Source organism: Methylonatrum kenyense, assembly GCF_023195885.1.
Lineage (GTDB): Bacteria > Pseudomonadota > Gammaproteobacteria > Nitrococcales > Aquisalimonadaceae > Methylonatrum > Methylonatrum kenyense.
This window is the reverse complement of sequence record NZ_JALPKO010000020.1, coordinates 1-11,247: the sequence shown is the minus strand read 5'-3', so window position 1 is coordinate 11,247 and position 11,247 is coordinate 1. Positions and strand designations below refer to the sequence as shown.

Genomic DNA, 11,247 nt, shown 5'->3' with positions numbered 1-11,247 from the left:
GGGATAGTTTTCAGACAGGGCGGCTTGGGGGGGTGACCGCGGGGCGATCTCCATTCCGGGCGCTGAAAGATTGCCACGTCGGCAAAAACCTACGCGCCACGATGACCCTTCAGCGCACCTGAAAACTGAACACTGAACACTGAAAACTCCAATTCGCGACAAGCCTTAGGCGCGCCGCCAACTGGTCCCCTCCGCCCCATCCTCGATCACGATGCCCCGTTCGGCCAGTTCATCGCGTATCTGGTCGGCGCGGGAGAAGTCGCGGTCCTTGCGGGCCTGCTGGCGTTCGGCAATCAACGCGTCGATCTGGGCGTCGCCGAGGCCATCCGTGTCGGCGCCGCCTCGCAGGAAAGCCTCCGCATCGGTCTGTAGCAGGCCGAGAACATCGCCCAGCTCGCGCAGCAGGCCGGCCAGCCGTGCCGCGTCGGCCGGATCGGTCTCGCGGGCACGGTTCACGGCTCGCGCCAGGTCGAACAGCACCGACAATGCCAGCGGCGTGTTGAAATCGTCATCCATCGCAGCATTGAACCGCTGCCGGAATTCGGTCCCGCTTTCGGCCGGGGTGTCCGGCTCCAAGCCTCGCAGCGCCAGGTACAACCGCTCGGCCGCGCTACGCGCCTGATCAAGTGCATCCCGCGTGTAGTTGAGCGGACTGCGGTAATGGCTCGACAGCAGGAAATGTCGGACCTCCTCCGGCCGGTACTCGGCGAGGATATCGCGGACCGTGAAGAAATTGCCCAGCGACTTGGACATCTTCTCGTCGTCGATCCGGACATGCCCGTTATGCATCCAGACATTGGCATAGGGATGACCGTGCGCACCCTCGCTCTGCGCAATTTCGTTCTCGTGGTGCGGAAACTGCAAATCCAGCCCGCCACCATGAATATCGAAATGCGCACCGAGGCAGCGCTTGGACATGGCCGAACACTCGATGTGCCAGCCCGGACGCCCGTCACCCCAGGGTGAAGGCCAGCTTGGCTCCCCCGGCTTGGCGCGCTTCCAGAGCACGAAATCGCCGGGATGCCGCTTCGCCGTCTCGACCTCGACCCGCGCGCCGGCGCGAAGGTCGTCCAGGCGTTTGCCGGAGAGCTTGCCGTATTCCGGAAAACCGGTGACGTCGAAATAGACGTCACCTTCCGGGTCGTCCTGGTAGGCGAGACCGCGATCAATCAGCTGCTGGATCAGCGCCTGCATGTCCTCTATGGACTCGGTGGCACGGGGCTCGGCATCCGGCGGCAGCACATTCAGTGCAGCGGCATCCTCGTGCATCGCCGCGGTAAACATTTCGGTCAGCTCGGCCATGCTGAGCCCACGCTCGGCGGCACGCGCAATGATCTTGTCGTCCACATCGGTGATGTTGCGGACATAGGTCAGTCGATAACCGCTGTGGCGCAGGTAGCGCGCCACGACATCGAACACCACCAGTGCCCGTGCATGCCCGAGATGGCAGTAGTCGTAGACGGTCATGCCGCAGACATACATGCGCACATGGCCCGGTTCGATGGGCTGAAACGGCTGCTTGCGTCGGGTCAGGGAATTGTAGATTTCGAGCATGATGCTGGCGTTTCCGCTTACGAATCCGATTGTGCGAGGCCGGCCGCCTGAGCGAATCGCGCGCGGGCCGCAGCCGGTCCCATCAGCGCGTGCAGCGGTGCCAGTTCGGGACCGTGCCGTTCACCGGTCAGCGCCAGGCGCAACGGCAAGAAAAGCCCCTTGCCGCGTGCACCGGTCTGCTGCTGGACCACGGCGGTCAGCGCCGCCCAGTCCTGGTCCGCCGCGCCCGCCGCCGCGGCGAAGAACGGACTGCCGGCCTCACGGAAGACGTCAGCCGCAGCCTCATCGTGGGCAATTTCGGCGGAGAAACAGGCCCGGGCCCAGCGCTGCACGTCGGCGAACAGGCGGACATTCGGCGCCAGCAGCTCACTGAAGCCGGCCAGCCGCTTCGCCGGAATCAGGTCGCCGGCCGCTGTCTGCATCCAGTGCTGCAACTGTTCCGGCGGCAGCGCGCGCAGCGCCAGTTCCTGCCAATGCAGCAACTGCTGTTCGTCATAGCGCGCCGGCGCGCGGCCTATCTGGTCCAGGTGAAATGTCGCGGCCAGGCCGGACAGTTCCTTCAGACCGTTGTCGCTGTCGGCATGACCGAGGCGCGCCAGATAGTTGAGCAGCGCCGCCGGCAGAATGCCGCTGTCCCGCAATTCCCGCACGGCGCGGCTGCCGTTGCGCTTGGATAACGGCGCACCGTCCTCGCCAAGGATCATCGGCAAATGACCCCAGCGCGGGCGCGGCAGGCCGATCGCATCCAGCACCAGGCACTGCCGCGGGGTATTGGTCAGATGGTCCTCGCCGCGCAGCACCTCGCTGACCTGCATGGCCGAGTCATCCACCGCATTGCAGAACAGGAACGCGGCACTGCCGTCGGCCCGGCGAATGACGAAATCGCCGAGGTCGTTGCTGGCGAAACGCTGCTCACCGCGGACCAGATCCCCGAAAACGATCTGCTGATTGGCCGGCACCCGGAACCGCAGTGTAGCCGGCTCACCGGCCTGGGCCCGTGCCTCGGCCTGTTCCGGAGGAATCCCGGCGCAGGTGCCCGGATAGCGTGGCGGCTTGCCGGCTGCACGCTGCCGTTCCCGCGCGCGTTTCAGTTCTTCATCGGTACAGAAGCAATGATAGGCATGGCCCTCGCCCAGCAGCTTCTGGAACAGCGACTGATACATCGCATCGCGCAGCGACTGTCGATAGGGACCACTGTGCGCCTCCGCCCCAGGGCCCTCCTGCCAATTCAGGCCAAGCCAGCGCAGATCCTCCTGCATGGCGTCGACGAACCGCTCCTCGGAGCGGCTGGCATCGGTATCCTCGATACGCAGCAGGAAGCATCCGCCGGCGGAATGCGCCAGCAGGGCATTGAACAGCGCCGTGCGCAGATTGCCAAGATGCAGCAAGCCACTGGGGCTCGGCGCGAAACGGGTCTTGACCGGGACAGTTGTCATGGGCCGGGCATGGTAGCGGAAAGCGCCTGATCCGGACAGTGGCTGGCCCGTCGTTTTGCAGCGGGCGCCCGGGGCTCGCTATCCTCTAGGGAAACACTGATTTATTCCCGCGTCTGCGCCCGAAACCGGTTTTGGTCATCTGGCAAGGCGCGGCGCCGGTTCGGTAGCCTGAGTTACCGGGCCAGCGACGCAACGCCGCCAGGGGCCAAAACCGGCCGGGCCCTTTGGGTTGGGCCGCATTTTTCCCGACCGCTGTGTTGCGCTGCTTGACCGCAGAACGACTGCGGCGCTGCACAGCGCGCCTTGCCTCGGAGAAAAATGCGGAGTCCAACGCAGGCGTGCGAATAAATCAGTGTTTCCCTAAGGCCCAACCGCCATTTCCGGATGACAGTGTCATGAAACCGACCCTTTTCCTGTCCGATATGCATCTGGATCCGAGCCGGCCGCAGATCACCCAGCTATTTATCCGTTATCTGCTGGAACAGGGCCGCCTGGCCCGCGAGGTCTACCTGCTGGGCGATATCTTCGAAGCCTGGATCGGCGACGATGCGGTACCCGCCGATCATCCGGTACTGGCCGCAATCCGCCAGCTCAGCGATAGCGGTGTCCCGGTATTCGTGATGCGGGGTAACCGGGACTTCCTGCTCGGCGCGGACTTCGCCGAAGCCACCGGAACGACCCTGCTGGACGATCCGACGGTGATCGAACTGGATGGTGAGAAGGTCTTGCTGATGCACGGCGATCTGTTGTGCACCGACGATGTCGAGTACCAGCAGTTCCGGGCCATGGTCAACGACCCGCAATGGCAGGCCGGCTTTCTGGCCAAATCCATCGACGAACGTCTGGCCATGGCGAAACAGGCCCGCGACCAGAGCGCCAGCCGCAACAGCCAACTGGCCGCAGGCCGCGAGCAGATCATGGATGTGAATCCACAGGCCGTGGTCGAGACCATGCGCAAACATGGTGTCCACCGCCTGATCCACGGCCACACCCACCGCCCCGACATCCACCATTTCCGGATCGACGGCAAACCGGCCATCCGCATCGTCCTGGGCGACTGGTTCGACCAGGGCAGCGTGCTGGAAGTGATGGACGGCCGCTACGATTTGCAGACACTACCCGGCTGACGCCGAGCCGTTTTACGTTTTACGTTTTACGTTTTACGTTTTACGTCAACAGCTTAAAACATCAAACATAAAACGTTACACGTCGACTGCGAGCAACCCTCCCGCTGCCTTGAGACTCTCCACCCACCACCTTCCCGCCTTGCCCAGGCCGCGGCTTTTCCAGGCCAGCCAGGCGGTTTGGGAGGGCCGGGGCTGGGCGACCGGGAGGTGAATCAGGCTGCCGCGCGCCAGGCTTGCCGCGACACTCGCGGCAGGCATGAAACCGACACCAAGGCCCTGCTCCAGCGCCAGACGCTTGTCCTCGGGCCGGGAGACGGTCAGCACGTTCTGACCCTGTTGCAGTCCGGTGGTGCGTACCGGCCGGTCGCGGGCCGTGTCGGCCAGGGCGATCCCGCGATACCGGCGAATGACCTCCGGCGCCAAGGGGCGCGCTTCGTGCGCAACCGGGTGTGTCGGTGCGGCAACGAACAGGAAATCGACCTCGCCCAGGGCGTGACTGCGGTAGCCGCCGGCCGGCGCATCGCCAATGGCACCGACCACGATATCCGCGCGCCCGCCTAGCAGGGCGTCCCAGCTTCCGTCCTGCACCTCCTGCAGCAAGCGCAGCTTGACCGGCGGCGCCGCAGCATCGAATTCCTTGATCAGACCGAACAGGCGGTCCGGCGCAATCACCGCATCGATCGCGATGGCGAGGCCGTCCTCCCAGCCGGTTGCCAGACGCTGGGCGGTGGCTTCCAGTGCTTCAGCCCCCTCCAGCAACAGGCGGCCCTGCTCCAGCACCACCCGACCGGCCGGGGTCAGCACCGCTCGCTGGCCCGTGCGATCAAAAAGAACCACGCCCAGCCGTTCCTCCAGCCGACGGATTGCGTAGGTCACCGCCGAGGGCACCCGATGCAACTCGGCCGCCGCCGCGGCGAAACTGCCCCGGCGGTCGATGGCATCCAGAACTTCCAGCGCATCCAGCGTCAGCATATTTATTCAGTTTTTTTAAACATTCTCGTCAAATCATATCGCTTTTCTTACCGGATCACCCACTACATCCTTGCCACATGGTCAGATTGGCCAGGCTCAGGAGGTCAACAATGTTCACCGTTCGCCCCGCCAAGGACCGCGGCAGAACCCGCGCCGGCTGGCTCGACAGCCGCCACAGCTTTTCCTTCGCCGACTACCACGACCCACGGCAGATGGGCGTCTCCAGCCTGCGTGTGATCAACGAGGATCGCGTCGACCCCGGCGCCGGTTTCCCGCCCCACGGTCACCGCAACATGGAGATCGTCAGTATCGTGCTGGATGGGGCCATGCAACACCGTGACAGTAGCGGTGGAGGTGCCGTGCTGCGGCCGGGCGAGGTGCAGTTGATGCACGCCGGTACCGGCGTCTCCCATAGCGAATTCAACGCCTCGGACAGCGAGCCGCTGCATTTCCTGCAGATCTGGATCCTGCCCACGGCCCCCGGTGGCCAACCCGGCTACGCGCAGCGAGCCTACTTCGAGGCCGGCGAGCAGTCGGCGATTCGCCGCATCCTCGATCCGGACGGTCGCGATGGCGCGCTGCCCATTCGCCAGGACGCATGCGCCTGGCAAGCCCGCCTGCAGGCCGGCGAACGCCTGGATCTGCCGCTGGAACCCCACCGACAGGGCTGGCTGCAGCTGGCCCGCGGCACCCTGGCCAACGGCGATTTGCAGCTGAAGGCCGGAGACGGCCTGCATATCCGCTGCCAGGCCTATCCATCGGTCCGGGCCATCAATGACGCCGAATTTGTGTTTTTCGACTTGGTTTGACGCCGAACCCGACACGGGCGTGCGGACAAGTCAGCTTATTTTCGTGACTTCACAGCAGACAGGGGGTATCTCCATGCAACATTTACTGTTCAACACCAACGCCAGCTTCGCGCCGCTGATCCTGCGGCTGGTCGCCGGCATCGTCTTCATTGCCCATGGCGCACAGAAACTGTTCGGATGGTTCGGTGGCAACGGCTTGGTCGCCACCGGCGAATGGATGGCCTCGATCGGCCTGCAGCCGGGATTTGTCATGGCCTTTCTCGCCGGCGCTGCGGAGTTCTTCGGCGGTATCGCGCTGATCCTGGGTCTGCTGACCCGCCCGGCCGCCGCCGCGCTGGCCTTCACGATGCTGGTGGCGACTGTCTGGGTGCACCTGGGCAACGGACTGTTCGTCTCCAACGGCGGCTACGAGTTCTCGCTGACGCTGCTGGCGGTATCCGCAGCTCTGATGCTGACCGGTGGTGGTCGCCTGTCACTGGATCGCCGGCTGGCCGCCTGAGCATCAATGCACTACGCTCCACGGGCGTCCGCGCGACGCCCGTTGTATCCCAGGGACAATTCCATCGAATCAGGAGACGCCTCATGACAGCCCCATTGCAGGACGAAGCACTGGACACCCTGTTCCGCAGCGCGCGCACCTTCAACGCCTGGCAGGATCGGGATGTGGCGGATGCCACACTTCAGAAGCTTTACAACCTGATGAAGATGGCTCCGACCAGCGCCAACTGCCAACCCGTGCGCCTGGTATTCGTGAAAGGAGATGCGGCCAAGCAGCGCCTGAAGCCGCTGCTCGCCGAGGGTAACCAGGATAAGTCCATGGCCGCACCGGTAACGGTGATCGTGGCTTACGACAGTCGCTTCTACGAGCACCTGCCGACGCTGTTTCCGCACACGGATGCGAAGAGCTGGTTCGAGGGCCAGCCGGAGAAGATCGCCGAAACCGCCTTCCGCAACGGCAGCCTGCAGGGCGCGTACCTGATCATGGCGGCGCGAGCACTGGGGCTGGACTGCGGGCCGATGTCGGGATTCGACGCCGATGGCGTTAACCAGGCCTTCTTCCCGGATGGCCGGTATCAGGCCAACTTCCTGGTCAACCTGGGCTATGGTGACAGCGCCGGCATGCACGAACGCGCCCCACGCCTGACCTTCGACGAGGCCTGCACGATTCTTTGATTGAACTGTTAGCGGCTTCGAGGCAGGGAGGCCGGGGGACGGCTCCGGAAACGGCGTGAACCCATCCCTGGGGCCTAGGGAATCACGGATCTATTCGCACGTCTGCGTTAGTGTCCGCATTTTTTCCGAGGCAGGGCGCGCTGCGCAGCGCCGCAGTCATTCTGCGGTCAAACAGCGCAACGCCGCAGGCGGGAAAAATGTGGCCCAACCCGAAGGGCCCGGAGGGAAATACCCCAGCCCATCTCACGATCACGCTAACATCCGCTCTGATGCGCCGAAAACCATCGCCTTCGATGCAGGGCAGGCAGAGGATGGCTGAACTCAGTCGTCGGCGAGCCGTGCCTTCGCCGCGTCGCGCACAGCAGGGTCGGCATCTTCCTGGATGATTTCGGACAGCAAGCGCTGACCGCTGGCCAGCCGGACCGCGGCGAGGCGGATTTCAGGTTCCCGCCCGCGGCGGGCAACGTGAGCAACAAGGGTAGGATCGTCGCATTCGGCCAGCAGGGTCTCGCGCTCGGTCAGCGACATGCCAGGGGCGCCACCCACCAGAAGGGTGCGCAAGCGATCGCCGGCCGCATCACGGACGCGTGGCTCCGGATCATGCCGCCAGACATGCAGTAGCGGTGCCGGCTGACACAAGTGACGAACCACACGTCGCCGCTGATCCGGATCCTCGCTGCGCAGCCCGGCATGCCCGACCGGTTCGGCACCGCGCCGGGAGCGGAACGACAGCAGGCGTCGCAACAGGGACCGCACGCGCTCTGATCAGCGGCGGTTGCGGCGTCCGGCCTGCAACTTCAGGCGCAGGGCGTTGAGCTTGATGAAACCGGCCGCATCCTTCTGATCGTAGGCGCCGGCGTCATCCTCAAAGGTGGCAATGCGCTCGTCGAACAGGCTGTCCGACGCCGACTTACGCCCGACCACCGACACCGCACCCTTGTAGAGCTTCAGCCGCACGACGCCGTTGACCACCTGCTGCGTGTGGTCGATCAGCGCCTGCATCGCCTCGCGCTCAGGGCTGAACCAGTAGCCATTGTAGATCAGCGAGGCATAGCGCGGCATCAACTCGTCCTTCAGATGCGCGGCCTCGCGGTCCAGGGTCAGCGACTCGATACCGCGATGCGCCTTCAGCAGGATCGTGCCGCCCGGGGTCTCATAGCAACCACGGGACTTCATACCCACATAGCGGTTCTCGACAATGTCCAGCCGACCGATGCCATTGGCGCCGCCCAGGCGATTGAGTTCCGCCAGCACTTCGGCCGGGGTCATTGCCTTGCCGTCGATGGCCACCACGTCACCGCGGCGGTACTCGAGTTCGATGTAGGTGGGCCTGTCCGGCGCCTGCTCCGGGCTCACCGACCAGCGCCACATGTCCTCCTCGGCCTCGGCCCAGGGATCCTCGAGGATGCCGCCCTCGTAGGAGATGTGCAGCAGATTGGCATCCATCGAATACGGCGAACCGCCCTGCTTCTTGCCCTCGATCGGGATGCCCCGCTTCTCGGCATAAGCGAGCAGCTTCTCGCGCGAGAGCAGGTCCCATTCCCGCCACGGCGCGATCACCTTGATGCCCGGCTCCAGGCCGTAATAGCCGAGTTCGAACCGGACCTGGTCGTTACCCTTGCCGGTGGCGCCATGGGACACGGCATCGGCACCGGTCTCGCGGGCGATCTCGACCTGGCGCTTGGCGATCAGCGGCCGGGCGATCGAGGTACCGAGCAGGTATTCCCCTTCGTAGATAGCGTTGGCGCGGAACATCGGATAGACGAAGTCGCGCACGAACTCCTCGCGCAGGTCCTCGATGTAGATTTCCTTCACGCCCAGCGACTTCGCCTTGGCCCGCGCCGGCTCCAGTTCCTCGCCCTGCCCCAGATCGGCGGTAAAGGTCACGATCTCGCAATCGTAGGTGTCCTTCAGCCATTCCAGGATCACCGAGGTATCCAGCCCGCCGGAGTAGGCGAGCACGACTTTCTTCACATCACTCATGGCGAGATGGCCCTCTGAAAACGCAAGTTCCTCAAAGCGCGCAATGATCGGCGCTCCCCTGATCAAGTGCAAGGTGCGCTTGGGGTCGGCGCTATCGGAACAACTACCACCATCCCGGTTGGCACAAAGTGCCGGGGGAGGAGAAGATTTTTCTCTGTTCCTGTTGAACCGGAGGTTCGTCAGAACAGAAAAAAGCTTGTCCTCACGCGGCACGGGGGCTCGACGCACGGACCAACCGCAATCTCGGGATGACAGGCATTCCACCCCGGAAACGCTGTAAACCCGTCCGTGGGCGCTCGACTGGCCGCGTCCCTGCGGCCGACGTTCCGCCGTGGAACACCTGTCACCCCGACCGGATCGGAGGCAACCGGACCCGGCAAACTGTCGCGGAGCCGGGGACTTTCCTATACTGTGCCGCCTCGCTCGCCACACCAGCACCGCACTTCATGGATCAACTCAGCATCACCCGCCCCGACGACTGGCATCTGCATGTACGCGACGGCACCGTTCTCAGCGACGTCGTGCCGTTCACCGCTCGGCGCTTCGGCCGCGCGATCATCATGCCCAACCTGACTCCGCCGGTGACCGATCCGGAAATGGCCGCCGCCTATCGCGAGCGGATCCTGGCGGCGATCCCGGAAGGCAGCGGTTTCCGGCCGCTGATGACGCTGTACCTGACGGATAACACACCGGCGGAGATGATCCGCGAGGCGGCGGCCGACGAACTGATCACCGCCGTCAAGCTGTACCCCGCAGGCGCAACCACCAACTCCGATGCCGGGGTCACCAACCTGGACCGCTGCGAGGACGTACTTTCGGAGATGGAAGAGACCGAACTGCCGCTGCTGGTGCACGGCGAGGTCACCCACGGCCCGGTCGATATCTTCGACCGGGAGCGGCGCTTTATCGACGAGCGCTTGATGCCGCTGCTGCAACGCCACCCCGGCCTCCGGCTGGTGTTCGAGCACATCACCACCGCCGATGCCGTGGAATTCGTGCGCCACGCCGGACCCAATGTCGGCGCCACGATCACGCCGCAGCATCTGCTGTTCAACCGGAACCACATGCTGGTCGGCGGAATCCGGCCCCATTATTACTGCCTGCCGATCCTCAAACGCGAGACCGATCGTGAGGCCCTGCTGGATGCGGCGACCTCCGGCGACCGAAGCTTCTTCCTCGGCACCGATAGCGCGCCCCATGCCCAGGGCGACAAGGAATCCGCCTGCGGCTGTGCCGGCTGTTTCTCCGCGCCGGCCGCCATCGAACTCTATGCCGAGGCCTTCGAAGCGGCCGGTCGCCTGGATCGGCTGGAAGGCTTTGCCAGCCATTTTGGTGCCGATTTCTATCGCCTGCCCCGCAACACTGATCGCATCACGCTGCGCCGGGAACCCTGGCGAATCCCGACTGACTACTCTTTCGGATCGGCGCGGATCGTGCCCCTGCGAGCGGGTGAAACCCTGCAGTGGCAACTGGACGGCGAGCAGGAAGGCGCGGCATGAGCAAGGCAGGAAACGACACCAGCGTGGAATCAACCACTGCCGCCACGGGCGGCAGCCCGATTGCAAGCCGATTTCGCAGCTTTCTGCCTGTGGTGGTGGATGTCGAAACCGGCGGCCTGAACTGGAACACCGACGCACTGCTGCAGGTGGCGGCCGTCATTCTGCGCATGGATGACCAGGGTCGCATGTATCCGGCCGAGACCCATTCCTGCCACGTGCAGCCGTTCGAGGGTGCGAACATCGACCCCAAGTCCCTGCAGATCAATGGCATCGATCCGCACCACCCGCTACGCATCGCCTACAGTGAGCAGGATGCACTGGGTCGAATCTTCAAGCCGATCCGCCAAGAGATTCGGGACACCGGCTGCACCCGGGCGATTCTGGTCGGACACAACGCCACCTTCGATCTGTACTTCATGAACGCCGCGGTGGAGCGCGCCGGCATCCGCCGCAACCCGTTCCACCCCTTCGGCAGCTTCGACACCGCCACCCTCGGCGGCCTGGCCTACGGCCAGACCGTCCTGGCCCGGGCAGTCAAGGCCTCAGGCGCCGAATGGCACGGCACCGAGGCCCATTCGGCGATCTACGATGCGGAAAAGACGGCCGACCTCTTCTGCAACATCGTCAATGCATGGGATGAGAAAATTGGGATACCTGGCGCGCGCTAGGGCGCGCCAGAGTTTAACGTTTAAAG

At 64.5% G+C, this 11,247-nt stretch carries 11 protein-coding genes; 6 read left to right on the top strand and 5 right to left on the bottom strand.

Annotated features, from left to right (window positions below; genetic code table 11):
- Nucleotides 1–165: 165 nt before the first annotated feature.
- A complete protein-coding gene (gene cysS / locus M0534_RS13525; protein WP_248568973.1) occupies nucleotides 166–1,554 on the bottom strand; it encodes a cysteine--tRNA ligase in 1,389 nt (462 codons plus the stop codon).
- Nucleotides 1,555–1,571: 17 nt separating this feature from the next.
- Entirely contained in the window at nucleotides 1,572–2,990 is a 1,419-nt protein-coding gene (gene gltX, locus M0534_RS13520) for a glutamate--tRNA ligase (RefSeq protein ID WP_248568972.1), read from the bottom strand.
- A 395-nt stretch (nucleotides 2,991–3,385) separates the two neighbouring features.
- On the opposite strand from gltX, the gene M0534_RS13515 reads away from it, so the two are divergent.
- Nucleotides 3,386–4,117 (top strand): UDP-2,3-diacylglucosamine diphosphatase, encoded by a 732-nt coding sequence (locus M0534_RS13515; protein WP_248568971.1) that lies wholly within the window; start codon nucleotides 3,386–3,388, stop codon nucleotides 4,115–4,117.
- Between the two features lie 75 nt (nucleotides 4,118–4,192).
- Here the strand turns inward: M0534_RS13515 and M0534_RS13510 are convergent, their stop codons facing one another.
- Nucleotides 4,193–5,089 (bottom strand): LysR substrate-binding domain-containing protein, encoded by an 897-nt coding sequence (locus M0534_RS13510; protein ID WP_248568970.1) that lies wholly within the window; start codon nucleotides 5,087–5,089, stop codon nucleotides 4,193–4,195.
- Between the two features lie 110 nt (nucleotides 5,090–5,199).
- Here M0534_RS13510 and M0534_RS13505 point away from each other — a divergent pair, with 110 nt between their 5' ends.
- The 3 genes from M0534_RS13505 to M0534_RS13495 all read left to right on the top strand — a co-directional run bounded on the left by M0534_RS13505 (nucleotide 5,200) and on the right by M0534_RS13495 (nucleotide 7,071).
- Nucleotides 5,200–5,898 (top strand): pirin family protein, encoded by a 699-nt coding sequence (locus M0534_RS13505; protein ID WP_248568969.1) that lies wholly within the window; start codon nucleotides 5,200–5,202, stop codon nucleotides 5,896–5,898.
- 73 nt (nucleotides 5,899–5,971) lie between these two features.
- Nucleotides 5,972–6,397, top strand: coding sequence for a DoxX family protein (locus M0534_RS13500; protein ID WP_248568968.1), 426 nt, complete (start codon nucleotides 5,972–5,974; stop codon nucleotides 6,395–6,397).
- An 83-nt stretch (nucleotides 6,398–6,480) separates the two neighbouring features.
- Complete coding sequence (locus M0534_RS13495; protein ID WP_248568967.1) at nucleotides 6,481–7,071, top strand: malonic semialdehyde reductase; 591 nt, start codon at nucleotides 6,481–6,483, stop codon at nucleotides 7,069–7,071.
- A gap of 321 nt (nucleotides 7,072–7,392) precedes the next feature.
- On the opposite strand, the gene M0534_RS13490 is transcribed toward M0534_RS13495, so the two are convergent.
- Both M0534_RS13490 and M0534_RS13485 read right to left on the bottom strand, forming a co-directional pair.
- Nucleotides 7,393–7,827, bottom strand: coding sequence for a hypothetical protein (locus tag M0534_RS13490; protein WP_248568966.1), 435 nt, complete (start codon nucleotides 7,825–7,827; stop codon nucleotides 7,393–7,395).
- Between the two features lie 9 nt (nucleotides 7,828–7,836).
- The gene (locus M0534_RS13485) at nucleotides 7,837–9,054 is read right to left on the bottom strand and encodes an argininosuccinate synthase (RefSeq protein ID WP_248568965.1); all 1,218 of its coding nucleotides are present in this window, start codon (nucleotides 9,052–9,054) and stop codon (nucleotides 7,837–7,839) included.
- Between the two features lie 446 nt (nucleotides 9,055–9,500).
- On the opposite strand from M0534_RS13485, the gene pyrC reads away from it, so the two are divergent.
- Together pyrC and rnt are read left to right on the top strand one after the other, a co-directional pair.
- Nucleotides 9,501–10,553 (top strand): dihydroorotase, encoded by a 1,053-nt coding sequence (pyrC, locus tag M0534_RS13480; RefSeq protein WP_248568964.1) that lies wholly within the window; start codon nucleotides 9,501–9,503, stop codon nucleotides 10,551–10,553.
- Entirely contained in the window at nucleotides 10,550–11,221 is a 672-nt protein-coding gene (gene rnt / locus M0534_RS13475) for a ribonuclease T (RefSeq protein WP_248568963.1), read from the top strand. Before pyrC ends, rnt begins: the two co-directional genes overlap by 4 nt.
- Nucleotides 11,222–11,247 lie beyond the last annotated feature (26 nt).

Excerpts from the sequence above, each read along its gene's own strand:
- cysS (WP_248568973.1), bottom strand. The coding sequence starts at position 1,554 with ATGCTCGAAATCTACAATTCCCTGACCCGACGCAAGCAGCCGTTTCAG.
- gltX (WP_248568972.1), bottom strand. The coding sequence starts at position 2,990 with ATGACAACTGTCCCGGTCAAGACCCGTTTCGCGCCGAGCCCCAGTGGC.
- M0534_RS13515 (WP_248568971.1), top strand. The coding sequence starts at position 3,386 with ATGAAACCGACCCTTTTCCTGTCCGATATGCATCTGGATCCGAGCCGG.
- M0534_RS13510 (WP_248568970.1), bottom strand. The coding sequence starts at position 5,089 with ATGCTGACGCTGGATGCGCTGGAAGTTCTGGATGCCATCGACCGCCGG.
- M0534_RS13505 (WP_248568969.1), top strand. The coding sequence starts at position 5,200 with ATGTTCACCGTTCGCCCCGCCAAGGACCGCGGCAGAACCCGCGCCGGC.
- M0534_RS13500 (WP_248568968.1), top strand. The coding sequence starts at position 5,972 with ATGCAACATTTACTGTTCAACACCAACGCCAGCTTCGCGCCGCTGATC.
- M0534_RS13495 (WP_248568967.1), top strand. The coding sequence starts at position 6,481 with ATGACAGCCCCATTGCAGGACGAAGCACTGGACACCCTGTTCCGCAGC.
- M0534_RS13485 (WP_248568965.1), bottom strand. The coding sequence starts at position 9,054 with ATGAGTGATGTGAAGAAAGTCGTGCTCGCCTACTCCGGCGGGCTGGAT.
- pyrC (WP_248568964.1), top strand. The coding sequence starts at position 9,501 with ATGGATCAACTCAGCATCACCCGCCCCGACGACTGGCATCTGCATGTA.
- rnt (WP_248568963.1), top strand. The coding sequence starts at position 10,550 with ATGAGCAAGGCAGGAAACGACACCAGCGTGGAATCAACCACTGCCGCC.